This window comes from Zhengella sp. (assembly GCF_041397485.1).
Classification (GTDB): Bacteria; Pseudomonadota; Alphaproteobacteria; order Rhizobiales; family Rhizobiaceae; genus Zhengella.
Map to the genome: position 1 here is coordinate 460,652 of NZ_JAWKWO010000002.1, position 26,670 is coordinate 487,321.

At 65.3% G+C, this 26,670-nt stretch carries 25 protein-coding genes; 11 read left to right on the forward strand and 14 right to left on the reverse strand.

Translation table 11 applies throughout. The annotated features are described in order from the left end of the window. The first annotated feature begins 11 nt into the window (after positions 1–11). The 7 genes from R3D65_RS08295 (at position 12) to R3D65_RS08325 (ending at position 6,783) form a co-directional block, all read left to right on the forward strand. The gene (locus R3D65_RS08295) at positions 12–641 is read left to right on the forward strand and encodes an RNA-binding protein (RefSeq protein ID WP_371275015.1); all 630 of its coding nucleotides are present in this window, start codon (positions 12–14) and stop codon (positions 639–641) included. Next, positions 638–3,226, forward strand: a complete 2,589-nt coding sequence (gene infB / locus R3D65_RS08300; protein ID WP_371274743.1) for a translation initiation factor IF-2 — start codon at positions 638–640, stop codon at positions 3,224–3,226. The genes R3D65_RS08295 and infB overlap by 4 nt, the downstream gene beginning before the upstream one ends. Positions 3,227–3,329: 103 nt before the next feature. Then, positions 3,330–3,755 (forward strand): 30S ribosome-binding factor RbfA, encoded by a 426-nt coding sequence (gene rbfA / locus R3D65_RS08305; protein ID WP_371274744.1) that lies wholly within the window; start codon positions 3,330–3,332, stop codon positions 3,753–3,755. A gap of 2 nt (positions 3,756–3,757) precedes the next feature. Further along, on the forward strand, positions 3,758–4,708 hold the full coding sequence (gene truB, locus R3D65_RS08310; protein ID WP_371274745.1) for a tRNA pseudouridine(55) synthase TruB: 951 nt from the start codon (positions 3,758–3,760) through the stop codon (positions 4,706–4,708). Positions 4,709–4,879: 171 nt separating this feature from the next. After that, positions 4,880–5,959 carry a magnesium/cobalt transporter CorA gene (corA, locus tag R3D65_RS08315; RefSeq protein ID WP_371274746.1) on the forward strand — a complete coding sequence of 360 codons (1,080 nt, stop codon included), beginning with the start codon at positions 4,880–4,882 and terminating at the stop codon, positions 5,957–5,959. A 40-nt stretch (positions 5,960–5,999) separates the two neighbouring features. Continuing rightward, the gene (locus R3D65_RS08320; RefSeq protein WP_371274747.1) at positions 6,000–6,317 is read left to right on the forward strand and encodes a hypothetical protein; all 318 of its coding nucleotides are present in this window, start codon (positions 6,000–6,002) and stop codon (positions 6,315–6,317) included. Between the two features lies 1 nt (position 6,318). Then, positions 6,319–6,783, forward strand: coding sequence for a GNAT family N-acetyltransferase (locus R3D65_RS08325; protein WP_371274748.1), 465 nt, complete (start codon positions 6,319–6,321; stop codon positions 6,781–6,783). Positions 6,784–6,814: 31 nt separating this feature from the next. Here R3D65_RS08325 and R3D65_RS08330 read toward each other — a convergent pair whose 3' ends face one another. From R3D65_RS08330 to R3D65_RS08340, 3 genes are all read right to left on the reverse strand, one after another. After that, complete coding sequence (locus tag R3D65_RS08330; RefSeq protein WP_371274749.1) at positions 6,815–7,621, reverse strand: ABC transporter permease; 807 nt, start codon at positions 7,619–7,621, stop codon at positions 6,815–6,817. Next, the gene (locus tag R3D65_RS08335) at positions 7,614–8,384 is read right to left on the reverse strand and encodes an ABC transporter ATP-binding protein (protein WP_371274750.1); all 771 of its coding nucleotides are present in this window, start codon (positions 8,382–8,384) and stop codon (positions 7,614–7,616) included. Before R3D65_RS08335 ends, R3D65_RS08330 begins: the two co-directional genes overlap by 8 nt. A 69-nt stretch (positions 8,385–8,453) precedes the next feature. Continuing rightward, positions 8,454–9,482, reverse strand: a complete 1,029-nt coding sequence (locus R3D65_RS08340; protein ID WP_371274751.1) for an ABC transporter substrate-binding protein — start codon at positions 9,480–9,482, stop codon at positions 8,454–8,456. Between the two features lie 242 nt (positions 9,483–9,724). Here R3D65_RS08340 and rpsO point away from each other — a divergent pair, with 242 nt between their 5' ends. The 3 genes from rpsO to R3D65_RS08355 all read left to right on the forward strand — a co-directional run bounded on the left by rpsO (position 9,725) and on the right by R3D65_RS08355 (position 13,540). Then, positions 9,725–9,994 carry a 30S ribosomal protein S15 gene (gene rpsO / locus R3D65_RS08345; RefSeq protein WP_371274752.1) on the forward strand — a complete coding sequence of 90 codons (270 nt, stop codon included), beginning with the start codon at positions 9,725–9,727 and terminating at the stop codon, positions 9,992–9,994. A gap of 297 nt (positions 9,995–10,291) precedes the next feature. Next, positions 10,292–12,439: a polyribonucleotide nucleotidyltransferase gene (gene pnp / locus R3D65_RS08350; RefSeq protein WP_371274753.1), complete on the forward strand. Its 2,148-nt coding sequence runs from the start codon at positions 10,292–10,294 to the stop codon at positions 12,437–12,439. Positions 12,440–12,517: 78 nt separating this feature from the next. Further along, positions 12,518–13,540, forward strand: coding sequence for a class I SAM-dependent methyltransferase (locus R3D65_RS08355; protein WP_371274754.1), 1,023 nt, complete (start codon positions 12,518–12,520; stop codon positions 13,538–13,540). 28 nt (positions 13,541–13,568) lie between these two features. Here the strand turns inward: R3D65_RS08355 and R3D65_RS08360 are convergent, their stop codons facing one another. The 5 genes from R3D65_RS08360 to R3D65_RS08380 form a co-directional block, all read right to left on the reverse strand. Then, positions 13,569–15,140, reverse strand: a complete 1,572-nt coding sequence (locus R3D65_RS08360) for a putative bifunctional diguanylate cyclase/phosphodiesterase (RefSeq protein ID WP_371274755.1) — start codon at positions 15,138–15,140, stop codon at positions 13,569–13,571. A gap of 89 nt (positions 15,141–15,229) precedes the next feature. After that, positions 15,230–16,042 carry an enoyl-ACP reductase FabI gene (gene fabI, locus R3D65_RS08365; RefSeq protein WP_371274756.1) on the reverse strand — a complete coding sequence of 271 codons (813 nt, stop codon included), beginning with the start codon at positions 16,040–16,042 and terminating at the stop codon, positions 15,230–15,232. A gap of 10 nt (positions 16,043–16,052) precedes the next feature. Continuing rightward, complete coding sequence (gene fabB, locus R3D65_RS08370; RefSeq protein ID WP_371274757.1) at positions 16,053–17,270, reverse strand: beta-ketoacyl-ACP synthase I; 1,218 nt, start codon at positions 17,268–17,270, stop codon at positions 16,053–16,055. 31 nt (positions 17,271–17,301) lie between these two features. After that, positions 17,302–17,820, reverse strand: a complete 519-nt coding sequence (gene fabA / locus R3D65_RS08375) for a 3-hydroxyacyl-[acyl-carrier-protein] dehydratase FabA (RefSeq protein ID WP_371274758.1) — start codon at positions 17,818–17,820, stop codon at positions 17,302–17,304. A gap of 203 nt (positions 17,821–18,023) precedes the next feature. Further along, positions 18,024–18,569 (reverse strand): SH3 domain-containing protein, encoded by a 546-nt coding sequence (locus tag R3D65_RS08380; protein WP_371274759.1) that lies wholly within the window; start codon positions 18,567–18,569, stop codon positions 18,024–18,026. A 207-nt stretch (positions 18,570–18,776) separates the two neighbouring features. On the opposite strand from R3D65_RS08380, the gene R3D65_RS08385 reads away from it, so the two are divergent. After that, positions 18,777–19,778: a 2-hydroxyacid dehydrogenase gene (locus R3D65_RS08385; protein ID WP_371274760.1), complete on the forward strand. Its 1,002-nt coding sequence runs from the start codon at positions 18,777–18,779 to the stop codon at positions 19,776–19,778. Positions 19,779–19,804: 26 nt separating this feature from the next. On the opposite strand, the gene R3D65_RS08390 is transcribed toward R3D65_RS08385, so the two are convergent. From R3D65_RS08390 to dnaA, 6 genes are all read right to left on the reverse strand, one after another. After that, on the reverse strand, positions 19,805–20,224 hold the full coding sequence (locus R3D65_RS08390) for an aconitase X swivel domain-containing protein (RefSeq protein ID WP_371274761.1): 420 nt from the start codon (positions 20,222–20,224) through the stop codon (positions 19,805–19,807). Then, positions 20,215–21,477, reverse strand: coding sequence for an aconitase X (locus R3D65_RS08395; RefSeq protein ID WP_371274762.1), 1,263 nt, complete (start codon positions 21,475–21,477; stop codon positions 20,215–20,217). Before R3D65_RS08395 ends, R3D65_RS08390 begins: the two co-directional genes overlap by 10 nt. Position 21,478: 1 nt before the next feature. Next, on the reverse strand, positions 21,479–22,240 hold the full coding sequence (locus tag R3D65_RS08400; protein ID WP_371274763.1) for a molybdopterin-synthase adenylyltransferase MoeB: 762 nt from the start codon (positions 22,238–22,240) through the stop codon (positions 21,479–21,481). A gap of 9 nt (positions 22,241–22,249) precedes the next feature. Next, positions 22,250–23,428 (reverse strand): DNA replication/repair protein RecF, encoded by a 1,179-nt coding sequence (gene recF / locus R3D65_RS08405; protein ID WP_371274764.1) that lies wholly within the window; start codon positions 23,426–23,428, stop codon positions 22,250–22,252. A gap of 17 nt (positions 23,429–23,445) precedes the next feature. Next, entirely contained in the window at positions 23,446–24,564 is a 1,119-nt protein-coding gene (gene dnaN, locus R3D65_RS08410) for a DNA polymerase III subunit beta (protein ID WP_371274765.1), read from the reverse strand. A gap of 317 nt (positions 24,565–24,881) precedes the next feature. Further along, complete coding sequence (dnaA, locus tag R3D65_RS08415) at positions 24,882–26,351, reverse strand: chromosomal replication initiator protein DnaA (RefSeq protein WP_371274766.1); 1,470 nt, start codon at positions 26,349–26,351, stop codon at positions 24,882–24,884. Positions 26,352–26,670: the final 319 nt, after the last annotated feature.

Genomic DNA, 26,670 nt, shown 5'->3' on the forward strand with positions numbered 1-26,670 from the left:
GATTGGAGACGATGGCCGAACGGACTTGCATCGTTACGCGTCAGGTGGGCGAGCCGGATCGGCTGATCCGTTTCGTCGCCGGGCCGGATCTGTCCGTCGTTCCCGATCTCAAGCGCAACCTGCCGGGCCGGGGCTGCTGGGTGACTGCAAGCCGGAGCCATGTGGACCAGGCGGTCCGCAAGAAGCTCTTCCGTCGTGCCTTGAAGGCGGAGGTCCTCGCCGATCCCGATCTGGGTTCGCTTGTTGACCAATTGTTGGCAAAATCGGCGCTCGGGGCCATATTGATGGCAAGAAAGGCCGGTCAGTTTGTCACTGGCGCGTCCAAGTGCGATGCGGCGGTGCGCTCCGGCCAGGCGGTCGCCGTTCTTCACGCCCATGAAGCCGCACCCGACGGGGTGCGCAAGCTCGATCAGGCGCGCCGGGCGGTTGAATATATGGATGGTCCGGTTATACCGGCGTTCAAACTCTTTCCCGAGGCCGAATTGGGTTTGGCAATCGGGGGCGCAAATGTGATACATGCAGCCGTGCTCGACGGACAGGCCGGTCGGGCAGCGGTCAGACGCATAGTTGCGTTGCAGGAATACCGGGAAGGTCCCGGCAACGAGACGGATGCGGCCAAAGCCGCAAAGGATGATAGATGAGCGATAGCAAATCGGGCGACGACAAGACCCTCCACGTAGCCTCCAAGAAGACCCTCACGATCAAGCGTGGCGGGAACGAGCAGGGCGTGGTGCGGCAGAATTTCAGCCACGGGCGCACCAAGGCGGTCGTTGTCGAGACCAAGAAGCGCAAGTTCACCCGCCCGGACGAGAAGCCGGCTGCGGAAACGGCCAAGCCTGCCGCACCGGCAGCGCCCGCGGCGCCCTCGGCTCCCGCTGCTGCGCGCCCCCAGGCGCCGGCGCGGCCCAAGCCTGCGCCGCGCCCGGTCCAGTCGCCCTCGCGCGGTTCCGGTCTGTCCAGCGGCGAAATGGATGCGCGCCGCCGTGCCCTTGAGGAGGCGAAGGCCCGCGAAACCGAGGAACGCGCCCGCGCCGAGGAAGAAGCGCGCCGCCGTGCCGAGGAAGACGAGCGCCGCGCCCGCGAACGCGCCGAGCGCGAACGCCAGGAGGCCGAGGAGGCCGCCCGCCAGCGCGCCGAGGCCGAGGCCCAGGCCATGTCGGAAGAAAAGCAGCGCAAGCGCGATGCCGAACCCGCCAAGGCCGCCAAGCCGGCTCCGGCTCCTGCCGATGAGGAAGAGACCGGGGAAAAGGCCCGTGGTGGCGTCAAGCGCGGCGCCCCCGCCAAGCCCGAAGCCGCGCCGCGTGCTCCGGCCCGCCCGCGTGGCGATGAAGGCCGCCGCTCTGGCAAGCTGACGCTCAACCGCGCGCTCAATGACGATGGCGAGGGCCGTGGCCGTTCGCTGTCCTCCATGCGCCGCAGGCAGGAGAAGTTCAAGCGCTCCATGCAGCAGGAGCCGCGCGAGAAGATCGTGCGCGAGGTCATCCTGCCGGAAACGATTTCCGTTCAGGAACTGGCCAACCGCATGGCCGAGCGCGCCGTCGATGTCGTGAAATACATGATGAAGCAGGGCCAGATGATAAAGCCCGGCGACATTATCGACGCCGACACGGCGGAACTGATCGCCAACGACTTCGGCCATACCGTCAAGCGCGTATCGGAATCCGATGTCGAGGACGCCATCCTCAACGTCGAGGACAAGGCCGAGGATCTGAAGGCGCGTCCGCCCGTGGTTACCATCATGGGCCACGTCGACCACGGCAAGACCTCGCTGCTCGACGCGATCCGCAATGCCAACGTCGTCTCCGGCGAGGCGGGCGGCATCACCCAGCATATCGGCGCCTATCAGGTGGAAAAGAACGGGCAGAAGATCACCTTCATCGATACGCCCGGCCACGCGGCCTTTACCGCCATGCGCGCGCGCGGCGCCAACATCACCGACATTGCCATTCTGGTGGTGGCGGCCGATGACAGCGTCATGCCGCAGACGATCGAATCCATCAATCACGCCAAGGCTGCCGGCGTGCCGATCATCGTGGCGATCAACAAGATCGACAAGCCCGCCGCCGACGCCCAGAAGGTGCGCACCGAACTGCTTCAGCACGAGGTGTTCGTCGAAACCATGGGTGGCGAGACGATGGACGTGGAGGTCTCCGCGCTCAAGGGTACCAATCTTGACGGGCTGCTGGAGGCCATCCTGCTGCAGGCCGAGGTGCTGGAACTGACCGCCAATCCGGACCGGCCCGCCGAGGGCGCGGTTGTGGAAGCCAAGCTCGACAAGGGCCGCGGCTCCGTCGCCACGGTTCTGGTGCAGGCCGGCACGCTGCGCACCGGCGACATCCTCGTGGCCGGCAACGAATGGGGCCGTGTCCGCGCACTGGTCAATGATCGTGGCGACCAGATCAAGGAGGCAGGTCCCGCCATGCCGGTGGAAATCCTTGGTCTCCAGGGAACGCCGCAGGCCGGCGACACCTTCCATGTGGTCGAGAACGAGGCAAAGGCGCGCGAGATCTCGGAATACCGCCAGCGCAAGGCGCGCGAGATGGCCGTGGCCCGCCAGGCCGGTTCGCGCGGTTCGCTGGAACAGATGATGGCGCAGGCCAGGGCTTCCGACACGGCGGAATTCCCGCTGCTCATCAAGGGCGACGTGCAGGGTTCTGTCGAGGCCATTGCCGCAGCGCTGGAAAAGCTTGGCACCGACGAGGTGCGTGCCCGCATCATCCACTCCGGTGCCGGCGCGATCACCGAATCCGACATCTCGCTCGCCGAAGCGTCCAATGCCGCCATCATCGGCTTCAACGTGCGTGCCAACAAGCAGGCACGCGACGCCGCCGAACAGGCGGGCATCGAGATCCGCTACTACAACATCATCTACAATCTCGTGGATGACGTGAAGGCGGCCATGTCGGGCCTGCTCTCGCCGGAGCGCCGCGAAACCTTCCTCGGTTATGCCGAGATTCTGGAGGTGTTCAACATCACCAAGGTCGGCAAGGTCGCGGGTTGCCGTGTGACCGAGGGCAAGGTCGAGCGTGGCGTCGGTGTGCGCCTGCTGCGCGACAACGTCGTCATCCACGAAGGCAAGCTCAAGACGCTCAAGCGCTTCAAGGACGAGGTTTCCGAGGTCAATGGCGGCCAGGAATGCGGCATGGCCTTCGAGAACTACGACGACATCCGCCAGGGCGATGTCATCGAATGCTTCCGCGTGGAGCAGGTGGCGCGCACGCTCTGAGCGTAAGCACGGAAAACGCATGCCGGACCGGTCTCGAGCCGGTTCGGCCTATTGACGCACGGGCCGCGGTTCCATTCCGCGCCCGTGAATCAGGGACAGGACCATGGCACGATCAGAAAGTTCCAGGGGCCCGTCGCAGCGCCAGCTGCGGGTGGGCGAACAGGTGCGCCACGCGTTGGCCGAAGTCTTGCAGCGTGGCGAGGTACGCGATCCGCTGCTTGAAACCGCGGTGATCTCGGTCAATGAGGTGCGCATGTCGCCGGACCTGAAGATCGCCACCGCCTATGTGACACCGCTTGGCATGGAAGACGGTCAGCCGGTCATCAAGGCGCTGGCGGCCAACGCGAAATTCATCCGCGGCCGCGTATCCGGGGCGCTACGGCAGATGAAATACATGCCGGATTTCCGCTTCCGGCTGGACACGTCTTTCGACAATTTCCGCAAGATCGACGAATTGCTGCACTCGCCGGAAGTGGCGCGCGATCTCGGCCACGACGACGACAACGACAACGACAACGAAGAAGACTAGGCATGGCGCGGCAACGCAAGAAGAAGGGCCGGGACATTTCCGGCTGGATCATCCTCGACAAGCCGGCGGGCATGGGTTCGACCCAGGCGGTGTCCAAGGTGAAATGGCTGTTCAACGCCCAGAAGGCCGGCCATGCCGGCACGCTCGATCCGCTGGCCTCGGGCATGTTGCCCATCGCGCTGGGCGATGCCACCAAGACCGTGCCCTATGTCATGGAAGGCGAGAAGGTCTACACTTTCATCGTCGCCTGGGGCGAGGAACGGTCCACCGACGATCTGGAAGGCGCGGTGACCGCCACGTCGGACAACCGCCCCACGCGCGCCGAGGTGGAGGCAATCCTGCCCGGCTATCTCGGCATCATCATGCAGGTGCCGCCGCAATTCTCCGCCATCAAGATCGACGGTGAGCGCGCCTATGACATGGCCCGCGACGGCGAGGACGTGGATATCCCCGCCCGCGAGGTCGAGATCTTTTCCATCGACATCACGGCCATGGACGAAAATACCACGACATTCGAGGTGGCCTGCGGCAAGGGCACCTATGTGCGCAGCCTCGCCCGTGACATGGGCCGCCAGCTCGGCTGCCATGGTCACGTGGCCTCGCTGCGCCGCGAGGAGGTCGCCCCGTTCACCGCCGAGGATCTCGTCACCGTCGAGGAACTGGAGGCAGCCCGCGCGGCAGGCGATGCGCTTGGCGAGGAGGCGTCGGCCAAGGAGCGTTTCGCTGCCCTTGACGCGCTGATGATCGACACCCAGGCAGCGCTTGAGGATCTGCCCCATGTCGCGCTGACCGATGATGCGGCCACCCGTGTGCGCCTGGGCAATCCGGTCATCCTGCGCGGGCGCGACGCGCCTGTGGAAGCCGAGGAGGCCTATGTGACGGCGCGCGGCCGGCTCGTCGCCATCGGCGCCGTTTCGGCCGGCCAGTTCCATCCGCGCCGCGTCTTCGCCTGAACCGGGGCGTCTGCGCGGCTTTTGGCGCTGGCAAAAGACCGGCCGGCCTGCGAGAATGCGGGCATGGCAAGCGCTGGCGATGGATGAAGCGGGGAGGCGAACCGTGCAGGCCAGGGATCTCTTTTCCGGACGCCGCACCCGCCCTCCCTTTTATTTGGCGGGGACGGGCCGATGATCGGCGCCCGCAAGAGCCGTCGCCGGCGTAAATCCATCATCACCCGCAGCCGGGCGCCCGTCGGTGCGCCGCCCGGCACGCTGGTAGCCGATCCGGCCGCAGCCCAACCGGTGATGCGCGTCATCGCCTGGAGCGAAGAGACATTCGAGGAGCGTGAGAATATCCGCCTGGAGGATGTGGCCGCCTTGCGTTCCAGGGGCGGCCGCGTCTGGCTGGATATCGTTGGCACCGGCGACACCCTGTTCTTCGAGACGCTCGGCCATCTCTTCGGCATTGATCCCCTTGTCCTGGAAGACGTGGTGGACCTCCAGCAGCGCCCCAAGGCGGAAGACTATCCCGGCTACGCCTATGTCGTGCTTCACATGGTCACCAACCAGTGGGCCAATTCACGCGAACAGCTATCCCTGATCTTCGGCCGCGATTTCGTCATCACGGTGCAGGAGCGGGACGACGACTGCCTCGATCCGGTGCGCGAGCGCATGCGCCGTGGCAAGCCGCGCATCCGCGCCGCCCGTGGCGACTATCTCGCCTATGCGATCATGGATGCCGTCGTCGACGCCTATTTCCCGGTGGTCGAAAGCCTTGGCGAGCAACTGGAGGAGATCGAGGACGTCGTCACCTTCGATCCGGAGCCCGCGGACATCGACGCGCTCCATGAACTCAAGCGCGATCTGGTGTCGCTGAAGCGCTCGCTCTGGCCGACCCGCGACGTGATGAGCCAGTTGCGTACCGAGGGCAATGATATCATCGAGCAGGATACGCGCCGCTATCTTCGTGACGTCCACGACCACGTGCTGCAACTGATCGACATCATCGAGACCTGCCGCGAGATCGCCACCGGCCTGCACGATCTCTATCTCTCCGGCATGTCGAACCGCATGAACGAGGTGATGAAGGTGCTGACCGTCATCGCCACGATTTTCATCCCGCTCAGTTTCCTGGCCGGTGTCTGGGGCATGAACTTCGATCACATGCCGGAACTGCACTGGGCCTGGGGCTATCCGCTGGCGCTGGGCGTCATGGCGGTTGTCGCCGCCGGTTTGCTCGTCTGGTTTCGCTGGAAAAAATGGCTGTAGCCGCTTGCGGCTCGCAAAAGGGGGCAGGAACATGGTTTGGATGAAGACGGTGGCTACGGTTTTCCCGGTCCTTGCAGGGCTGGTGTCACCCGCCGGCGCACAGGAGCGGCAATGCGGCTGGTACGTGATCCTCGGTTGCTCGCCCGATGCCTATGGCGCCGAGAAGACGCTGGAATCGGTGCGCGGGGTGGTCCTGCCGGGCAGTGCCGGCGCGCATGTCGTGGAGACCGACGCCTATCCTGATTTCAATCCGGGCCTCTTCTGTGTCGTGGACGGGCCGTTTGAGTCGCAGGCGCAGGGCGAGAATGTCCATTGGCCGGACATGGTGCCCGGAGCCTATGTGAAGCGAGGGTGCTGATGTGAAGGAACTGTCGATCCGCGTGGACGATTTGCGCGGGCCGGAAATCGCCGCACTCCTGACCCGCCATCTCGAACACATGCACGCGGTTACGCCCGCAGGCAGCGTCCATGCGCTCGACCTTGAACGGCTGCGTGTCCCCGCGATCACGTTCTGGAGCGCATGGGCCGGCGAAAGGCTGGCCGGATGTATCGCCCTCAAGGATCATGGCGGCGGGCTGGGCGAGATCAAGTCCATGCACACCGTCGCTGAATTGCGCGGAAGAGGCGTCGGACGCGCGCTTCTGGCGCATCTCCTGTCGCAGGCACGCAGCCGCAGGCTCACGCGCCTGTCGCTGGAAACCGGCAAGACAGGGCAATTCCTGCCCGCGCAACGCCTCTACCGCTCATTCGGTTTCAGCCAGACCGGACCCTTCGCCGACTACGGCCCCGACCCGCATTCGTTCTTCATGACCCTGGCGCTTTGACGCAGGTGCAGCGACAACGGCACGGGCCGCCTTACCCCCGCCAGCGCAGGAGCCAGCGCTCCGCCAGCGTGATCAGCCAGCTCACCGTGAGCCCGAGCGCAGACAGCACCAGCACGCCAGCGATGAGCTGGTCGGTGGCGAACAGCGATCCGGCCATCTGGATATAGGCCCCGATGCCCTTCTGCGCCGCGATCAGTTCGGCCGCCACGATCAGGATGATGGCGATGGCCGACGTGATGCGCATGCCTGACAGGATGGCCGGCATGGCGCCCGGCAGCAGGATCTTGCGCGCAATCTCCAGCCGAGACAGCCCGAAGCTCTGGCCCATGCGGATCAGCGAGCGGTCCACATTGTCCACCCCGCCATAGGTGGCGATGACGGTGGGAAAGAACGTGCCGAACAGGATCAGTCCCACCTTCGAGGATTCGCCGATACCGAACCAGATGATGAACAGCGGAAGCAGCGCGATCTTGGGCACGGGAAAGATCGCGGCCACCAGCGGCGTCAGGCTGGCGCGCACCGGCGCGAACAGCGCGATGGCGAAGCCGAAGGCCACGCCCAGCACCGTGCCCAGCGTCCAGCCCATGATGAGGCGCGAGAGCGAGGCCCCCAGATGCGCCCACAATTCTCCGCTGCGCCACAATTGCACGAAGGCGGCAAGCACCTCGGAAGGGGCCGGCAGCACGAGATTGGAGATGAAACCGGTGCGGCTGCCCGTCTCCCAGACCGCGACCAGCGCCACGAAGGTCAGCACGCCGGTCAGTTTCGACGGCCGGTAGTCGAACCCGCCGCCGCGATAGGCCACAGGCCGGCCGCGTTCCTTGTCCCTGTCAGGCATCGGCCAGTTCCTTGTCGGCGGCTTCGGCCTCTTCGCGCATGGCATCCCACAGCCGTTGCTGGATGGCGATCAGGGCCGGATCGTCGTGGCGCCGCGTCTCGATGGGCGTGTCGATGGTCACCACGTCGCGCAACCGGCCGGGCCGGCGCGACAGGATCGCGACCCGGTGGCCGAGCCGGACGGCTTCCTGAAGGTTGTGCGTGACATAGACCGCCGTGAAACGCTCGCGCAGCCAGAGCTGCACGAGGTCGTCCATCAGCAGGTCGCGCGTCTGCGCGTCCAGCGCCGAAAGCGGCTCGTCCATCAGGAACACCGCAGGCCGCACCGCCAGCGCCCGGGCAATGGCCACGCGCTGTTTCATGCCGCCGGAAAGCTGCCGCGGCCAGGCTTTCTCGAAGCCGGTCAGCTTGGTGCGCGCCAGCACGTCGGCAATGATCGCCGCCCGCTCGGATCGCGAAACCGAAGGCTGGCCTTCCAGCACAAGGGCCACATTGTCCTGCACGCTGCGCCAGGGCAGCAGGGCGAAATCCTGGAAGATGTAGGTCAGCGGGTTGAGCGAATTGGCCGGCGGCTCGCTCAATTGCAGCACCGCGCCGCTGTCGGGCATTTCCAGCCCGCCGATCATGCGCAGCAGGGTGGACTTGCCGCAGCCCGACGGGCCGACGAGGCAAAGGATTTCGCCCGATGCGATATCGAGCGAAATGCCGTCCAGAACGGTCAGGCCGCCATAGGACTTGGCGACCGAGCGCAGCGAGAGTTCCAACCGTCGATCCTCTTCCCGGAGATGGCAGGGCGGCGGCGATAGCCGGTCCGCCGCCCCCGCGTCCGTCTGTCAGTAGGTTTCGACGAAGGACGTGTCCACCAGGTTTTCCAGCGTCGCCGTCTCCGGCACCAGTTTCTCGGCCTTGAACCACTCGAACTGGTCTGTCACCGAGGCCATGTTGAGCTTGCAGCCGGGCTGCAGCCGCATCGCGCCGGCCTTGATCGGTCCGGCAGCCTTTTCCAGCGGCCGGTCAGTATAGACATATTTGTGGATCAGTTCGACCATGGCATTGGCGGCGTCGTCGCCGGCTGTCTTGTCCACCAGCGCCGCGTTGTAATCGGCAATGCCCTTTGAATAGGCTTTCAGGAAGCGCTCGGTGACCGCGCGGTTGTCACTCGTGTTCGCCGTGGAGGTGAAGACGGTGGTCACCTGGTAGCCGTCGATATAGTCGGCCACGTCGCCGATGATCTTCGCCCCGCCGGAGCCATCGAGCCCCCTGGCGATATGCGGCACGATGGACCATGCGTCGATCTGGCCCGATTTCAGGGCCGCGATCACCGCCGGCACCTTTTGCAGCGGCACCAGTTCCATGTCGGCGGTGGAAAAGCCTTCCTGCATGGCGATCTTGGAGGCCATGTAGTGGAAGGACGAGCCTGTTCCGGTAATGCCGAAGCGCTTGCCCTTCAGGTCGGCAGGCGACTTGAGGCCCGCCTCGTAGGCGGCGTTGGAGGCAAGGATCTTCTGCCCGTCAATGCCCTTCTCCTCGGTCAGCGCGCCGCCGATCACCTTCACCGCGCCCTTTTCGGCCAGGTTGATGAGGGCGCCGGTCATGGCGGTGACGCCATAGTCGATGTCGCCGGAGGCGATCGCCACGGCCATCGGCCCGGCCGCCTGGAACATCACCAGTTCCGCATCGAGGTCCTCGTCGGCGAAATAGCCGCGTTCATGGGCGACATAGGCGCCGGCATGGGAGGTGAGCGACAGGATGCCGACCTTGATCTTGTCCGCGGCTTCGGCGCCGCCCGCCATCAGGCCGAGCATGGATACGGCCGCGGCTGCGGCCATGAAGTTGCGGCGGGTCACTGTCTTCGAAGTCATGGGTATCATCCCTTTCTGCCATCATGCCTTTGTGTCGCTTGACATTAGCCCATGGTGAAGCTTGAACAAGCGGCAAATGACATGCCCTTGCGGCGCCCGCGACCGGCGGGCTTTCATTTCCGCCGCAATTGCATTATAGGCAGCGTCACATCGCGGCCGTTTCGGCCGTGATGTTTCATGGCCCGTGCTGGACGGCATCCCGGCTCTAGGCGTCCTTATCCTCTTTTCGAAAGGAAAATCCGATGTCGATTACGCCTGAGCGCAAGCAGGAACTCATTCGTGAATACGCCACCGCTGCCAATGACACCGGTTCGCCGGAAGTGCAGGTGGCCATCCTGACCGAGCGGATCACCAATCTGACCGAACATTTCAAGGGCCACAAGAAGGACAATCATTCCCGCCGTGGTCTCCTGATGCTCGTCTCGCAGCGCCGCCGTCTCCTGGACTATCTGAAGGCCAAGGACGAAGCGCGCTACAAGACGCTGATCGGCAAGCTGGGCATTCGCCGCTAAGCTTCGGAGACGCAGCCGGCCTTGTCCGGCTGCGTTTCCCTTTTCGGGCCATGGTGGCCCGGCCGGCTTCCCGGTTCCGCAGGCGGCAGAAGACAAGCCGCGCGGAAGGGGATTGCCGCCCATGGGACAGGTCATGGGGCAGGATTGCAGGATGCTTGGAAGGCGCCGGGATCGGGCCTTCATCGGATCGAGCCTCCCGCTGTCTTGCCCGTGGCTCGTCCGATACGACAGATGAGGAACGCACGGCGCGCCGGCAACATGGGGGCGCGCCCGTTCCGCCGATGAAAAGGACAAGACATGTTTTCCCACCACAAGGTCGAGATCGAGTGGGGCGGCCGCCCGCTCGTGCTTGAAACGGGCAAGGTTGCCCGCCAGGCTGATGGCGCCGTGCTCGCCACCTATGGCGAGACCGTCGTGCTTGCCACGGTCGTTTCCGCCAGGGAACCCAAGCCGGGCCAGGACTTCTTTCCGCTGACCGTCAACTATCAGGAAAAGGCGTTCGCCGCCGGCAAGATTCCGGGCGGCTATTTCAAGCGCGAGGGCCGTCCTTCCGAGAACGAGACGCTGGTTTCCCGCCTGATCGACCGTCCGATCCGTCCGCTCTTCGCCGACGGCTACAAGAACGACACGCAGGTCATCATCACCGTCGTGCAGCATGACCTGGAAAACAATCCGGACGTGCTGTCCATGGTGGCCGCATCGGCCGCGCTGACGCTTTCCGGCGTGCCCTTCATGGGCCCGATCGGCGGCGCGCGCGTCGGCTATATCGGCGGCGAATACGTGCTCAACCCGCATGTCGACGAAATGCCGGAGAGCAAGCTCGACCTCATCGTCGCGGGCACGTCCGACGCCGTGCTCATGGTGGAATCGGAAGCCCAGGAACTCTCCGAGGACGTCATGCTCGGCGCCGTCATGTTCGGCCACAAGGCGTTCCAGCCGGTCATCGAGGCGATCATCAAGCTGGCCGAGGTCGCTGCCAAGGACCCGCGCGATTTCCAGCCCGAGGATCTGTCGGAACTGGAAGGCGAGATGCTGAAGATCGCCGAGGACGACCTGCGCGCGGCCTACAAGATCGTCGACAAGCAGAAGCGCTATGAGGCGGTCGACGCCGCCAAGGCCAAGGTGAAGGAAGCCTTCGCTCCGGCCGAAGGCGAGGACGCGAAGTGGACCGGCGAGCAGATCGGCACGGTCTTCAAGTCGCTCCAGGCCAAGATCGTGCGCTGGAACATCCTCGACACCAAGAGCCGCATCGATGGCCGCGACCTCTCGACCGTGCGCCAGATCGTGTCGGAAGTCGGCATCCTGCCGCGCACCCACGGTTCGGCCCTGTTCACCCGTGGCGAGACCCAGGCCATTGTCGTTGCCACGCTCGGCACCGGCGAGGACGAGCAGTATGTCGACAGCCTGACGGGCACCTACAAGGAGCGTTTCATGCTCCACTACAACTTCCCGCCCTATTCGGTGGGCGAGACGGGCCGCATGGGCTCGCCCGGTCGCCGCGAGATCGGCCACGGCAAACTCGCCTGGCGCGCCATCCGCCCGATGCTGCCCGTCGCCGACCAGTTCCCCTACACGCTGCGCGTGGTCTCCGAGATCACCGAGTCCAATGGCTCGTCCTCCATGGCCACCGTCTGCGGCACCTCGCTGGCGCTGATGGATGCCGGCGTTCCGCTGGCCGCGCCCGTGGCCGGCATCGCCATGGGCCTGATCAAGGAAGAAGACCGTTTCGCGGTTCTGTCGGATATCCTTGGTGACGAGGACCATCTCGGCGACATGGATTTCAAGGTGGCCGGCACGGCCAATGGCGTCACCTCGCTGCAGATGGACATCAAGATCGCCGGCATCACCGAGGAGATCATGGATGTCGCGCTGAACCAGGCCCGCGACGGCCGCCTGCACATTCTCGACGAGATGGCCAAGGCCATTTCCGAGAGCCGCGGCGAAGTGGGCGAGTTCGCACCGCGCATCGAGGTCATGACCATCCCGACCGACAAGATCCGCGACGTGATCGGCACCGGCGGCAAGGTCATTCGCGAGATCGTGGAGAAGACCGGCGCCAAGGTGAACATCGAGGATGACGGCACGATCAAGATCGCCTCGTCCAATGCCAAGGAGATCGAGGCTGCGAAGAAGTGGATTCATTCCATCGTGGCCGAGCCCGAAGTGGGCGAGATCTACCAGGGCACGGTCGTCAAGACCGCCGATTTCGGTGCCTTCGTGAACTTCTTCGGTCCGCGTGACGGCCTCGTCCACATCTCCCAGCTCGCGCCCGAGCGCGTCGCCAAGACCACCGACGTGGTCAAGGAAGGCGACAAGGTCTTCGTCAAGCTGATGGGCTTCGACGAGCGCGGCAAGGTCCGCCTGTCCATGAAGGTTGTCGACCAGGAGACCGGTCAGGAGATCGTGCGCGAGAAGAAGGAACGCAAGGACGACGACGCCGACTGAGGCGCCGGCTTGCCGAGATGAACACGAAGGCGCGGGTGGTTTCCATCCGCGCCTTCATTCCGTTGAGGGGGTAGGACGATGAATGACGACCGGCTGAAGATCCTGTTTCATCCTTTCGCGACGGGCCTTGTCGCCACGCCCGGCAGCGGCCGCTGGATCGCCGCCGGCATCGGGGCAGGCCTGGTCCTGCCAGATGGCTTCGGTGCGGACCTGACCCTCCTGCAGGGCTTCAGGCCCGACCACGATGCGCTTGCGCGGGCCGGCTTCACGGTCCAGCCGGACTGGCCGGAGGCCGGCGGAGCACGTTTTGACGGCGCGCTGGTCCTGCTTGGCCGCCACCGTGGCCAGAACGAGGAATGGCTGCGCCAGGCGCTGGTCCGGCTGAAGCCCGGCGCTTGCGTGATCGTGGCCGGCGGCAAGACGGAAGGCGCGCAGAGCTTCGCGAAACGGTTGAAGGCGGCCCTGCCGGGTGCGGTGGAAAGCGTTTCGAAGCATCATGGTCTGGCCATGTGGTTCCGCCGCCCGGACGACGCGACCGTTTCGCTCGAATTTGCTGCGCCTCCGGCACCGCCCCTCGTGGAAGGGCGGTTCCGCACCGCGCCGGGCATGTTTTCCCATGACCGGGTGGATGCCGGATCACGCCTGCTGGCCGGTCACTTGCCTGCGGCGCTTGCCGGCCGCGTGGCGGATTTCTGCGCGGGCTGGGGCTATCTGGCGGCGGAAGTCGCAATGCATTGCCCCCGCGTCACCGCGCTCGATCTCTATGAGGCAGACCATGACGCCCTTGAAGCCGCCCGCGGCAATCTCGCGTGGCTGGCCGTGCCGGTCGCCTTTCACTGGCATGATCTTGCCGCCGGAAAGGTGGAACGCGGCTATGATGCCGTTGTCATGAACCCGCCTTTCCACACCGGCCGCAGGGCGGAGCCGGATCTCGGCCGCGCCATGATCCGCCGCGCCGCCGAGGCGCTCAGGCCCGGCGGCAGCCTTCTGATGGTCGCCAACCGGCAGCTTCCCTATGAGGAGGTGCTTTCCGCCTCGTTCGGCAAGCTGGAAACCCGCGCCGTCGAGGGCGGTTTCAAGGTCCTGTTCGCCCGGCGCTGACCGCTGTGGTCCTGCCGTTGCAATGGCCTCAGTGAATGGTGGCCGCGCGCACCGGCAGGATGGTCAGGTCGCCCGGCACGTCCGGAACCGTGTCCTGGGCATGGGCGCGGTTGTAGTTCAGCGGTGCCGGTTTGCCGTAATAGAAGCCCTGGACGGCATCGCATCCTGCCGCGCGCAGAAGCACTGCCTGGCGCTCGTTTTCCACGCCTTCGGCCAGCGTGTGGGCACCCAGCGCCCGCGACAGGCCGACGATGGTCGAGACCACGGCCCCGGAACTGTCCTCGCTGTCCAGCCTTTGCACGAAGGAGCGGTCGATCTTGAGCTTCTTGAAATGGAAATCCATCAGGTAGCTGAGATTCGAATAGCCGGTACCGAAATCGTCGATGGCGATCGAGACGCCCATTTCGCCCAGCGCCTTCAGGATCTTCGCGGCCTTTTCGCGATCGCGCGTCATGGCTGTCTCTGTGATTTCGAGTTCAAGCCGGTGTGGCGCCAGTCCTGCATGGCTCAGCGCCGAGCGCACGATGTCCACCAGGTCGCCCGCCATGAATTGCATGGCCGAGAGATTGATCGCGACATAGGTGTCGTCCGGCAGCGAAAGCGCATCGTGACAGCCGCGATTGAGCACCCATTCGCCGATGGGGAGAATCATGCCCGATTCCTCGGCCACCGGAATGAACTCGGCGGGCGGAATCATCCCGCGTTCGGGATGCCGCCACCGCAGAAGCGCCTCGTAGCCGACGATCCGGCCGGAGGCGAGATCGAGTTGCGGCTGGTAGTGCAGGTCGAAGTCGCCCCGCCGCATGGCAAGCGGCAACTCGCTTTCGATCCAGTGGCGGTAGTCGGCCACGCGGCTCATTTCGGGGTGGAACACGGACCAGGTGCCGATGCCGCTTGCCCGCGCCCGCTGAAGCGCGAGGTTGGAGCGGCGCAACAGCACGATCGGATCCTGTCCGTCCTTTGGGAGGGCGACGATCCCCGCCGACAGGTTGACCGACTGCGGGTTGTGGGTGAGCTGATACGGCAGCATCATGTCCGCAAGCAGCGTCTCGACCATGTCCTCGACGGAATCCGTCATCAGTTCATCGGGAATCAGGATCACGAATTCCCCCGCGCCCATGCGGCCGATCTGGACTTCGCGCGGAAACTGGGCCTTCAGCCGTTCGCCAAAGGCGCGGATGAGCTGGTCGCCCTGCTGATAGCCGATGGCTTCGTTGATCTGCTTGAACCGGTCGATGTCGATGTCGACCATGAAGACGGGCTTGCCCGACCGAAGGACCGATGTCACGGCCTCCGCGATCTTCTCGATCATCGCCACCCGGGTATGGAAGCCCGTCAGCTTGTCGACATGGGTTTCCTGGAAGACATATTGCTCGGATTCATCCACACCGGCAAAGAAGGACATGGCCGCCAGGCCCGCCGACACCGTGCACAGGCAGGCGATGATCGCCACCAGCACGGAAGGCGAAATGTTCTCGATCCGGGAGAGCAGTCCCGAACTCATGGCCCAGAGGCCAAGCTGAAGGCTGCCCAGCCCTGACACTGCGATCGTGATCAGTTTGAAGCGGCGGCTTCTCTTCGGGTTGTCCTTCGCAGGCATGATGTTCCCCTTTGAAAGGGAAAGCTATCAGACAAGCCGTTAACACTTGACCCAAGAAGAAGAGTCAACAAAGTGCTGCCGCGTTGATTCTATTCCGAAACTTGATCCAGCTTCTTCAACGTCCCGATGGAGGGCATGGAAACCGTGTTATAGCCGGAATCGACATAGTGGATTTCGCCCGTGACCCCCGACGCCATGTCCGAGAGCAGATACAGCGCCGACTTGCCCACATCGTCGATCGTGACGGTTCTGCGCAGCGGCGAATTGCGCTGCTGGTAGGCGAACATGTAGCGTGCATCGGCGATGCCGGCGCCGGCCAGCGTCCGCACCGGACCCGCCGAGATGGCGTTCACGCGGATGCCACGCGGACCGTAATCGCTGGCCAGGTAGCGCACCGACGCTTCCAGTCCCGCCTTCGCCACGCCCATCACGTTGTAATTCGGCATGACACGGGTGGAGCCGGCATAGGTCAGCGTCACCAGCGATCCGCCATCGGGCATCAGCGCCGCCGCCTTGCGGGCGATCTCGGTGAAGGAGAAGCAGGAAATGACCATGGTGCGCACGAAATTTTCGCGGCTGGTCTCCGCATAGAGCCCCTTCAGTTCGTTGCGGTCGGAAAAGCCGATCGCATGCACGACGAAATCGAGCGAGCCCCAGTCCTTTTCCAGTGTCTCGAAAACTGCATCGACAGTGTCAGGATCTTCCACGTCGCAGGGCAGCAGGTGCTTCGCGCCAACCTGCTCGGCCAGCGGTTTGACCCGCTTGCCGAAAGCCTCGCCCTGATAGGTGAAAGCGAGTTCCGCTCCCTGTCCGGCCACCGCCCGGGCAATGCCCCAGGCGATCGAGTGATCGTTGGCCACGCCCATGATGAGGCCGCGCTTGCCCGCCATCAACGCTGTCATGGTCCGAACCTCAACCGTTGTAACGCTGGAAGACGAGCGTGGCATTCGTGCCACCGAAGCCGAACGAATTTGACAGGGCAACGTCGAAGGCGCCGTCATGGCGCGCGGTGAGAATGCGCGCACCCTCGAATTCCGGATCGAGCGTCTGGATATGCGCGCTTTCGGCCATGAAGCCGTTCTGCATCATCAGGATCGAATAGATCGCTTCCTGCGCGCCGGCACCGCCCAGCGAATGGCCGGTCAGCGATTTCGTGGAGCCGATCCAGGGCATCTCGTCGCCGAAAACCTCCTGGATGGCCGCGACTTCACGGCTGTCCCCCACGGGCGTGGAGGTGCCATGCGTGTTGATGTAGTCCACCTTGGCATCCACCGTTGCCAGGGCCTGGCGCATGCAGCGAACGGCTCCCTCGCCGGAGGGCGCCACCATGTCATAGCCGTCGGACGTGGCGCCATAGCCGACGAGTTCGGCATAGATCTTCGCGCCGCGAGCCTTTGCCCGCTCCAGTTCTTCCAGCACGACGACGCCTGAACCGCCCGCGATGACGAAGCCGTCGCGGTCCGCATCATAGGCGCGCGACGCGGAAGCGGGCGTGTCGTTGTACTTGGAGGACATGGCGCCCATCGCGTCGAACAGGTTCGACATGGTCCAGTCGAGATCCTCGTGGCCGCCCGCGAACATCACGTCCTGCTTGCCCATCTGGATCAGTTCGGCTGCATTGCCGATGCAATGGGCCGAGGTGGAGCAGGCCGAGGAGATGGAATAGTTGACGCCGTGAATCTTGAACCAGGTCGCCAGCGTGGCCGAGGCGGTGGAACTCATCGCCTTGGGCACGGCGAACGGACCGACCCGTTTCGGGCTGCCGTTCTTTTCCGTCGTCAGGGCCGCTTCCACGATGGTGCGGGTTGAAGGTCCGCCCGACCCCATCACGATGCCGGTGCGCTCATGGGTGATGTCACCCTCTTCAAGCCCCGAATCGTCGATCGCCTGCTGCATGGCGATATGGTTCCAGATACCGCCCTGGCCGAGAAAGCGCATGGCCCGGCGATCCACCATGTCGGTGCCGTCAATGGTCGGACGTCCCCAGACCTGGCTGCGGAAACCGTGTTCGGCGAAGGAGTCGGAAAAGGTGATCCCCGATCTGGCCTCGCGCAGGGAATCCGTGACTTCGGCCGGGTTGTTGCCGATGGAAGATACGATCCCGATGCCGGTTACGACCACTCGTCTCATGGGTTCTCCTTGCATGGCAGGGCCGGGCGCATCATGCGCCGGCTTTTTCCTTGGACAGTCCAACCTTCAGGTCGCTGGCCGTGTAGATGGTTTCGCCGTCGGCCTTCAGCCAGCCGTCGGCAATGCCGAGCACGAGACGGCCGCGCATGACGCGTTTGAAATCGACGCCGTATTCCACGAGTTTCGTCTTCGGCGTGACCATGCCCTTGAACTTCACTTCGCCGGTGGAAAGCGCCATGCCATAGCCCGGCTCGCCGAGCCAGCCGAGATAGAAGCCCGTGAGCTGCCACATGGCATCGAGGCCGAGGCAGCCCGGCATGATCTCGTTGCCGATGAAATGGCAGGGAAAGAACCAGAGGTCCGGCTTCACGTCGAGTTCGGCGCGGATATAGCCCTTGCCATGGGCGCCACCCTCTTCCGAAATGTCGGTGATGCGGTCGAACATCAGCATGGGCGGTGCGGGCAATTGCGCATTGCCGGGGCCGAAAAGCTCTCCGCGCCCGCAGGCCAGCAGATCGTCATAGTCGTAAGCGTTCTTCCGTTCGGCCATCTTGCTTCGTCCCGTCTTCCTTGTTCCCGGCGCGGCTGCTGCCCTGTGCGCCGCGTCGGCGGAAACCGCCGCGCATCGTCAGGGAGCGCCCAGCACCTTTCAGGTCCCGCGATTACAGGAAAGCGCGCGCCGGGGCAAAGCCGAATGCGGACATGAGCAGGTTTTTTCGTACAGGTTCCCGGTGAACGCCGGGGGACCGGCGTTCAGTTCTCGACTTTTTCTCCGGGATAGACGCCCCACAGCCTGGACTGTTCCATCCAGCCCTTCGTGCCCGAGAAATCGACACGGCACCATTGTCCGCTGCAGGCGATCACTTCGCCCATGGCGCCCGGCTCCACCCGCGCGATGGCAGGGGCCGCATCCGATGCGTCGGCCCTGAGATCCAGCAGCGTGCCTTGCCCGGCATCCCATGGGGCCACCATCGCCGTCCGGCGCCCGGACAGCAGTGCTTGCGAGACCCAGCCTTCCGTTCCGTCGGCATCGCGCACGCGCCGCCAGTTGTCATATTCCTGGATGATCTCGAGCGGCAGGCCGCGTTTCACATAGGTCCATTCCACCGGATAGGTCGTGCCCGGGCCTATCCGCAGGTTCGCCTGGCTTGCCTTCAACGAAACGAATCGCGGCAGCGGCAGCCCGCTGGGGCCCACAGTGGCGGCCCTGGCCTCGCCGCCATGTGCGGTAGGTGAAAGCAGGATCGGCGAAAGAAGGGCGGCGGCAAGGGCGAGAGCGGAAAGAACCGTATTGCGCATCGTGTATCTGACCTGCTTGCCGGGTCAGCGCGCATGCGCCTGCCCGGCCTGATTTTCTTTGTCATCCGTCACGGCGCTTGTTAGACAGGTTTCGCACTGCCGGGGGTGCTGCCGCAGCCCCGTGATTGGAGTCCTCCGCCGAGACCCGTTGCACTGTGAACGGTCTTGGTTAAAGAGGTCTCAACGGATCGGGATCAGAGGTCGCACATGCCGGGAAAAAAGAAGCCGCTCGTCATCGTCACGCGCAAGCTGCCGGACCAGGTTGAAACGCGCATGCGCGAGCTCTTCGATACGCGGCTCAACGTCGACGACACGCCGATGAGCCAGCCCCGGCTTGTCGCTGCCATGAAGGAGGCCGACGTGCTGGTGCCGACGATCACCGACCGCATCGACGCCGCCCTCATCGCGCAGGCGGGCGAGCGATTGAAGCTGATCGCCAATTACGGCAATGGCGTCGACAACATCGACGTCGCGGCTGCGTCAAAGCGCGGCATTCACGTCACCAACACGCCCAACGTCCTCAACGAGGATACCGCCGACATGACCATGGCGCTGATGCTGGCCGTGCCGCGCCGGCTGGTGGAGGGCGCCGATCTCCTCAAGGGTGACGGAACATGGGCCGGCTGGTCGCCGACCTGGATGCTCGGCCACCGCATTCACGGCAAGCGGCTCGGCATTGTCGGCATGGGCCGCATCGGCACGGCCGTGGCCCGCCGCGCCAAGGCATTCGGCCTGGCGATCCACTATCACAACCGCAGCCGCGTCGCGCCGGCCATCGAGGAGGAACTGGAAGCCACCTGGTGGGACAGCCTCGACCAGATGCTGGCGCGCATGGACATCATTTCGGTCAATTGCCCGTCCACGCCAGCGACCTTCCATCTCCTGTCGGCCCGTCGCCTCCAGTTGATGAAGCCGGGCGCCTATCTGGTCAACACCGCGCGCGGCGAGATTGTCGACGGCACGGCGCTGGCGGATTGCCTGGAAAGCGGCCACCTGGCCGGCGCTGGCCTGGACGTGTTCGAGCATGAGCCGGCGCTCGACAAGCGTTTCCTCAAGCTTGCCGAGGCCGGCAAGGTGGTTGTTCTGCCGCATATGGGCTCGGCCACCATCGAGGGCCGCATCGACATGGGCGAGAAGGTCATCATCAACATCCGCACCATGGCGGACGGCCATCGTCCGCCCGATCGCGTACTGCCGTCCCAGGCCTGACAAGGGGCGCGGCGCCGGGCTGACGCTCAGATGGCCGGCCCGCTGACCAGCGTTCCGTCTTCGTGCAGCGTCACGGTGTGGCCGTCGAAACGGCCATGGTGCGCCTTGTCCAGCTTCACGGCCATGGGCGGACGCCATCCCATTTCAGCCGCCGTCAGGAAGCCCAGCAGCAGGATCGCATCCGGCTGGTGCATGACCAGCCCTGCCGGCGCGCGCCCGGCATGAACCAGTTCCATCATCACCGCCGATGCGGAAGAGGAGCCGATCGTCCCCGGCAGGAACAGCATGGTGCCGGCGATCGAGGCGCCGTGCTGCGGATGGCGCACATCGGCGATGCGCCCGGTTTTCGGATCGACCCCGCCCCAGAAGCTGATCGGCGCGTCCAGCACCAGGCTCCTGCCATGGCCGGGCCTGCCCGCGCACAGGATTTCCGCCTTCAGTTCCATTCCGGCCGCTCCGTGAAGACCGGCCGCCCCGCGACCGCGCTTTCCACGCAATCGGCAAGCGAGCCGAACAGCGTCGCATAGCCGGTATTTCCCGGCGCGTAGTGAGCGAACTTGCCGGAATTGGTCATCAGCACGCCTCCTGTGACGGCTTCCATGATCGGCGTAACGACCACGCATGTATCGGCCACGATGGTTACCCCCCGGGCTTCCAATACGTTCTTCAATCCGTTCCGGATGAGTGCGTCCAGCACATGCCGGCCCGTGCAGGCATGGAAGGGCAGGGCAAGGCGTCGCGCGCCGATCAGCCGGTCGAGTTCGAGGAATTCCTCCTCCGACAGGTGCGGACTGCCAATCGCCACCGCGTCCAGTCGTTCCCCGGCGGCTGTGGAAAGCCGCTGGCGTGCCTGCGCGGCCATGGCGGCCGTCACGCGGATCGTCTCTTCGGGCACGTGTCCGCCCAGCGCGGTTTCCAGGTCGGGTGCTTCCGGCGTGATGCCCGCCACGTGGAACAGGCCCACCGCCCCCGACGAGGCGGCCGCCGCGGCAAACGCCTTGAGCTGGTCTTCCCCCGGATGCGCGCCTGTGCCGGTCAGGACGCCCACGGCATCCCCGGCAAGGCTGCCGTAGAGTGAACCCAGGACCGGCCAGTTCGACGGATCGGCGAGAAAGGCCTCGGGTGCTGCCGAAAGATCGAAGACAAGACGTGCATGCCGGTTCTCCGGCAGGTGCAGTCCATAGGCCGGCGCGCGCCCGGAAATCGCGCAGGCGATGTCAAGGAAGTCGCCATAGCGGTTGGTGCGCGCGCCCAGCACGGAATTGCAGAAGGCAACCGCATTGGATTCGCCCCAGGCGACATCCGTGCCCGCCGCCGGCCTGTGTCCCGCCTGGTAGGGCGCGCAGGTCCATGTCGGCTGGCAGCCAAGTTGCAGATAGGCCTGCATCATGCGCCGCGCCATGGCGCGCTCATGGTCGCCGAGCCTCTGGCGCGAGCAGCCGGTCAGGTCCAGCGCGCCGACATTCAGCGTGGAGCGGACGGCGACCCGCGCACCGCCTTCCACCAGTTTCTCGGCGAAAAGCGTGCCGGAATCGCCGTGATAGAGCGCGCCGTCGATATGCGCCGAGGCAATCGGCAGAAGGCGTGGCGCACCCATCAGTCTGGCCGTCTCGGCCACCAGCCGCATCGCCATGGCCGCGCCGTCGCCGTCGCGTCCGGCTGCAACCGCCTTTTCCTCGTCGCTCAGGTGAACGGTCATGTCAGCCGCTCCGCCGCGCGCGGTAGCGGATCGTTTCGAACCGCGCGGCGAGCGCATCGTAGAGCAGCAGCCGCCCGACCAGCGGTTCACCGGCCCCGGTGATGACCTTGATCGCCTCCATGGCCTGCAACGTGCCGATGACGCCGGTCAATGCGCCGAGGATGCCCGCTTCGGCGCAGGAAGGCACCACGCCGGCAGGCGGCGGCTCGGGAAACAGGTCGCGGTATCCGGGGCAGGGCGTGCCGTCGGCAAGGTGGTCAAACGGCGTGAGCACGGTGACCGACCCGTCGAACCGGCCGACAGCCCCCGTCACGAGCGGCTTTTCCAGTGTGGCGCAGGTATCGGCGGCAAGGTAGCGCGTGGCGAAATTGTCCGACCCGTCGATGACCAGGTCATACCGGGCGACGAGTCCGGCGGCATTGTCCGCTGTCAGCCGCAATGCGTGGGGCTCGATGGCCACATGCGGGTTGAGTCGTCCGATCGCCCGTGCCGCACTGTCCACCTTGCGGACGCCGACATCGTCCGTTCCGTGGATCACCTGGCGTTGCAGGTTGGACAGCGCCACCGTGTCGTCGTCGGCAATGCCGAGGGTGCCCACGCCCGCCGCCGCCAGATAGGCCAGCACCGGTGCGCCAAGGCCGCCAGCGCCGATCACCAGCACGCGTGCCGCCTTCAGCCGCTGCTGGCCCGCGCCGCCCACTTCCGGCAGCACGATGTGGCGGGCATAGCGTTCCAGTTCGCTGTCTGTCAGTTTCGTGTCCATGAAGGGAGCCTATTCCTTTCCGGTGCCGCTGTCAGGCGGGCTTTCCGGTGCAATCGTGCCGCCCGCGACACGCAAGAACTGCGCGCGGCCATCGAGGGCGGAGAACAGTTCGGCATCCGTGCCGGTCATGATCGCCTGGGCATTCAGCCCGTCGATGATCTCGAACAGGGCGGCGCGCCGCCCGGCATCCAGATGCGCCGCGATTTCATCCAGCAGCAGGATGGGCGCCATGCCTGACATCTCGCCCGTCAACCGGGCATGGGAGAGCACCAGTCCGGTCAGCAGCGCCTTCTGCTCGCCGGTCGAGCAAAGGGCCGCGGGCATGTCCTTGGGGCGATGGCGAACCGCCAGGTCGGAGCGGTGCGGCCCTTCCAGCGTGCGCCCCGCGGCCCGGTCGCGCGCCCGTCCGCGGCGCAGCGCCGCGCGATAGTCCTCTTCCACATCGACGGCCGCTGCATGGGCGCACGCCGCCTCCAGATCGCCGGTCAGTGCCAGGTCTGCGCGCGGAAACGGGCTGTCCGCCGGCAGGCGCTCGTTCATGGCCTTCAGCAGGTTCATCAATTCGCCGCGCGCGGCGGCTATGGCCGTGCCGGTTTCCGCCATCTGCGCCTCGATGGCCTCGAACCAGCGATCATCCTGCCGGTCGTCGGCCAGCAGCCGGTTGCGCGCCCGCATGGCCTTCTCGAAATCCAGTGCCCGGCGGCCGTGCGCCGGGTCGATGGCCAGCACCATGCGGTCCAGGAAGCGGCGCCGGTCGCCGGCAGGACCGGTGAACAGCCCGTCCATGGCCGGGATCAGCCAGACCACGCGCAAGTGATCCAGCAGATCTTCGGCAGAGCGGGCGGCCGCTCCGTTGATGCGGATACGCCGGCCCGCTTCGCCGGGTGAAAGGCCGGCCGTGCCGGTGCCGATCTCCGCCTCGCCCTCCGGGCCGTTGATGACCGCATGAATGGCGAAGCCGCCCGCGCCTTCGCGCGCAACGGTCTCGTAGGGCGCGCGCCGCATGCCCCGTCCGGGCGAAAGCAGCGACACCGCTTCCAGCAGGTTGGTCTTGCCGGCGCCGTTCTCACCGGTCAGCACCACATGGCTTTCGGCAAGCGGCAGCGACAGGCTGGCATAGTTGCGGAAATCGGTCAGCCGGATGCGCGAAAGCCAGACGCGTGGCGGGGTGCCGCCCGTCCCGTTCATGGCCGCTGGGGCTCCGGTCACACGCGCATGGGCATGAGCACGTAGAGCGCGTCCGGATCCTCCGGGTCGGAAATCAGCGTCGGCGATCCGGCATCGGCCAGCAGGAAGCGGGCCTGCGACCCGCCGATCTGCGAAGTGACGTCCAGCAGGTACTTGGCGTTGAAGCCGATTTCCAGCGGGTCGGCATCGTAGCCGGCGGCGATTTCCTCCGTCGCGGAGCCGGAATCGGGATTGTTGACCGTCAGCACCACCTGTCCGTCGCCGATGGACAGCTTCACCGCGCGGCCGCGTTCCGAGGAAATCGTCGAGACGCGGTCGACGGCCTGGCCGAAGCTCTGGCGTTCGATCATCAGTTCCTTGTCATTGCCGGTGGGAATGACGCGCTGGTAGTCGGGGAAGGTGCCGTCGATCAGCTTGGAGGTGAGGATCACCGAGCCGAGCGTGAAGCGGATCTTGGTGTCCGACAGTTCCACGGTGGCCTTCATGTCGGGCACATCGACCAGTTTCTGCAATTCGCTGACGGTCTTGCGCGGAATGATGATGCCCGGCATGCCCTCCGAACCCGCCGGCGCTTCCATCTCGGCGCGGGCGAGGCGGTGACCGTCGGTCGCAACGGCCCTGAGCTTCAGCTTGCCGGCGTCTTCCAGCGTGTGGAAGAAGATTCCGTTGAGGTAATAGCGCGTCTCTTCCGTCGAGATGGCGAACTGCGTCTTCTCGATGAGGCCCTTGAGGTCCTCGGAGTCCATCCGGAAGATATGGCTGAACGCACCGGCGGTCAGTTCCGGGAAGTCGGCCTGCGGCAGGCATTGCAGCCGGAAGCTGGAGCGGCCGGACACCACGCTCATCGAGCCGCCGTCCTCCTCCACCTTGAGCATGACCTCCGCGCCGTCCGGCAGCTTGCGAACGATGTCGTAGAGAAGATGGGCGGGCACCGTGGTCGCGCCGGCCTGCTGCACCTCCGCGCCCGTGGCCTCCGTGATTTCCAGATCCAGGTCGGTTGCCTTCAGTTCGAGGCTCTGCCCGTCCGCCTTCAGCAGCACGTTCGACAGGATCGGGATCGTGTTGCGGCGTTCCACCACGCGATGCACGTGGTTCAGCGACTTCAGGAGGTTGGACCGTTCAAGCGTGACGCGCATGGGAGAAACCCGAAAGGAATGAGCGAAATGAACACAAGCCCGGCCGCGAGAGCGGGCTGCCCGGCCGGACGGCCGGAAGTTGCGTGCAAAACAACAGGAAAACAGCCGCGAAGGCAAGGGCGCATGGGGTGCTGGCAGTGCCTATCCACGCCATTTGCCGGCTTCGGGCCCCACGGGGGAAGCGAGGCGGCGACGGGGAGCACGGCGCCGTCCGCGCTCCCCACCCAGGCTGGACCGGCGGAAATGGCCCCTGCCGCCAGTCCGGTCCGCCGCGTCAACGGCGCAAGTCCTGTTACGGGCCTGCCGGGGCTCGCCCGTCAGGCCTGTTCGTTGATCAGCCGCTTGAGCAGCTCGATTTCCTGCGCAAGCGTCTGGTCGCCCGTCGTCAGGTCCTCGATCTTGCGCACCGCATGCAGGACCGTCGTGTGATCCCGTCCGCCGAAACGCCTGCCGATTTCCGGTAGCGAGCGCGGTGTCATCACCTTGGACAGGTACATGGCCACCTGGCGCGGCTTGACGATGGTGCGCGTGCGCCGGTTGGACAGCAGTTCCGACTTCGACACGTTGTAGTGGCGTGCCACGATGCGCTGGATGTCCTCGATGCGCACCCGCTTCGGCTCGCCTGACCGGTAGATGTGCGACAGCAGATCCTCGACCCGGTCCACGGTCAACTGCGGCTCGAAGGTGCGCCGGAAGAGAAGCTGGTTGAACGCGCCTTCCAGTTCACGGCCGGAACCGCTCACCGTGCGGGCCACGTGGTCGAGGATGTCCTCGCCGATATCCAGGCTCTCGTCCTCCGATTGCGCTTCGCTCAGCTTGTTGCGCAACATGCTGAGCCGCATCTCGTAGTCGGGCTGGCCCATCTCCAGTGCAACGCCGCCCAGCAGCCGGGAGCGCACCCGCGGCTCCAGCGATTCCAGCTCGCCGGCCGGCCGGTCGGCCGCCACCACCACCTGCTTGGCGCTGTCCAGCAGCATGTTGATCAGGTGGCAGAACTCGTTCTGGATGGTCTTGCCCTGGAGGAACTGCATGTCGTCGATGATCAGCAGGTCGATGTCGCGCAACTGGTCCTTGAGCGTCAGGGCGGAATTGTCACGGATCGCGGTGGCGAACCGCCACATGAAATATTCCGCCGTCAGATAGACCACGCGAGCCTGGCTTTGGCGCTTCAGCGCTTCCGCCGCGATGGCCTGCAGCAGATGCGTCTTGCCGAGGCCGACCGAGGCATGGATGAAAAGCGGGTTGAAGCGCAGCGATGCCGAGCCGAATTCGGCCACGGTCCGGGCGGCGGCAAGCGCCATCCGGTTCGCCGACCCTTCGACGAACGTGTCGAACGTGTAGCGCGGATCCAGCGGCGAGCCGAGCACGCTGTTGCGGCCGCCCTCCTCATGGCGCGGCCGCGCCGGGGCGCGCTGCGCCTGGGCCGGAAACTGCGCGATCGCCGCCGTCGATTGCATCCCGGCCTTCACGTTCGGGCGGACAGCGGCCTCCGTTGCCGGCTCCATGTCCTGCTTTCGGCTGCGCGTGGCCGAACGCACGATCAGTTCGATGCGCAGGATGTCCGGGTTCTCGGCCTGCCAGAGCTCGGTCAGCAGTTCCACGTAATGGCCGTTGATCCACGAGCGAAGGAAGGCGGTAGGAACCGAGAGGCGAACGACCGAACGCGATGCCTCGACCAGTTTCATGCGTCCGAACCAGCTCTGGTAAACCTCGCTTCCCAGTTTCGCCTTGATCTGTGCCCGCACCCGGTCGAACGACGCTTCCGCGTTCATTCCATTCTTCGACATCCCCTGGTTCCTCGTATCCGCGCAGACAAGAGTGTTCTGCCCGGCAATTGCAGTCTGCATTGCACCCTGCATCTGTCCTCGTTCCTTTTTCTTCTCCGGATCGCCGCCGCTACGCCCGCTACCCCGAAGACCGTTCCCGGGATGGCCTTGGGAAGGCCGCCCCCCTCTTTCAGACAAGGCTTCCCTGCCTTGCGAAACGGTGTTCCGCCAGTCGGTACGCCTCGACCATGATGTGAAACCCCCTTGCCTGCAGGTCGCCCCACCCGACCGGCAGTGCCGGCAATTGGCAAAAAGGCCGGACCCGGAACGGCACTGCCGC

What these genes read in the sequence shown, in the direction of transcription:
- R3D65_RS08295 (WP_371275015.1), top strand. Translation starts at nt 12, where the DNA reads ATGGCCGAACGGACTTGCATCGTTACGCGTCAGGTGGGCGAGCCGGAT.
- infB (WP_371274743.1), top strand. Translation starts at nt 638, where the DNA reads ATGAGCGATAGCAAATCGGGCGACGACAAGACCCTCCACGTAGCCTCC.
- rbfA (WP_371274744.1), top strand. Translation starts at nt 3,330, where the DNA reads ATGGCACGATCAGAAAGTTCCAGGGGCCCGTCGCAGCGCCAGCTGCGG.
- truB (WP_371274745.1), top strand. Translation starts at nt 3,758, where the DNA reads ATGGCGCGGCAACGCAAGAAGAAGGGCCGGGACATTTCCGGCTGGATC.
- corA (WP_371274746.1), top strand. Translation starts at nt 4,880, where the DNA reads ATGATCGGCGCCCGCAAGAGCCGTCGCCGGCGTAAATCCATCATCACC.
- R3D65_RS08320 (WP_371274747.1), top strand. Translation starts at nt 6,000, where the DNA reads ATGAAGACGGTGGCTACGGTTTTCCCGGTCCTTGCAGGGCTGGTGTCA.
- R3D65_RS08330 (WP_371274749.1), bottom strand. Translation starts at nt 7,621, where the DNA reads ATGCCTGACAGGGACAAGGAACGCGGCCGGCCTGTGGCCTATCGCGGC.
- R3D65_RS08340 (WP_371274751.1), bottom strand. Translation starts at nt 9,482, where the DNA reads ATGACTTCGAAGACAGTGACCCGCCGCAACTTCATGGCCGCAGCCGCG.
- rpsO (WP_371274752.1), top strand. Translation starts at nt 9,725, where the DNA reads ATGTCGATTACGCCTGAGCGCAAGCAGGAACTCATTCGTGAATACGCC.
- pnp (WP_371274753.1), top strand. Translation starts at nt 10,292, where the DNA reads ATGTTTTCCCACCACAAGGTCGAGATCGAGTGGGGCGGCCGCCCGCTC.
- R3D65_RS08355 (WP_371274754.1), top strand. Translation starts at nt 12,518, where the DNA reads ATGAATGACGACCGGCTGAAGATCCTGTTTCATCCTTTCGCGACGGGC.
- R3D65_RS08360 (WP_371274755.1), bottom strand. Translation starts at nt 15,140, where the DNA reads ATGCCTGCGAAGGACAACCCGAAGAGAAGCCGCCGCTTCAAACTGATC.
- fabI (WP_371274756.1), bottom strand. Translation starts at nt 16,042, where the DNA reads ATGACAGCGTTGATGGCGGGCAAGCGCGGCCTCATCATGGGCGTGGCC.
- fabB (WP_371274757.1), bottom strand. Translation starts at nt 17,270, where the DNA reads ATGAGACGAGTGGTCGTAACCGGCATCGGGATCGTATCTTCCATCGGC.
- fabA (WP_371274758.1), bottom strand. Translation starts at nt 17,820, where the DNA reads ATGGCCGAACGGAAGAACGCTTACGACTATGACGATCTGCTGGCCTGC.
- R3D65_RS08380 (WP_371274759.1), bottom strand. Translation starts at nt 18,569, where the DNA reads ATGCGCAATACGGTTCTTTCCGCTCTCGCCCTTGCCGCCGCCCTTCTT.
- R3D65_RS08385 (WP_371274760.1), top strand. Translation starts at nt 18,777, where the DNA reads ATGCCGGGAAAAAAGAAGCCGCTCGTCATCGTCACGCGCAAGCTGCCG.
- R3D65_RS08390 (WP_371274761.1), bottom strand. Translation starts at nt 20,224, where the DNA reads ATGGAACTGAAGGCGGAAATCCTGTGCGCGGGCAGGCCCGGCCATGGC.
- R3D65_RS08395 (WP_371274762.1), bottom strand. Translation starts at nt 21,477, where the DNA reads ATGACCGTTCACCTGAGCGACGAGGAAAAGGCGGTTGCAGCCGGACGC.
- R3D65_RS08400 (WP_371274763.1), bottom strand. Translation starts at nt 22,240, where the DNA reads ATGGACACGAAACTGACAGACAGCGAACTGGAACGCTATGCCCGCCAC.
- recF (WP_371274764.1), bottom strand. Translation starts at nt 23,428, where the DNA reads ATGAACGGGACGGGCGGCACCCCGCCACGCGTCTGGCTTTCGCGCATC.
- dnaN (WP_371274765.1), bottom strand. Translation starts at nt 24,564, where the DNA reads ATGCGCGTCACGCTTGAACGGTCCAACCTCCTGAAGTCGCTGAACCAC.
- dnaA (WP_371274766.1), bottom strand. Translation starts at nt 26,351, where the DNA reads ATGTCGAAGAATGGAATGAACGCGGAAGCGTCGTTCGACCGGGTGCGG.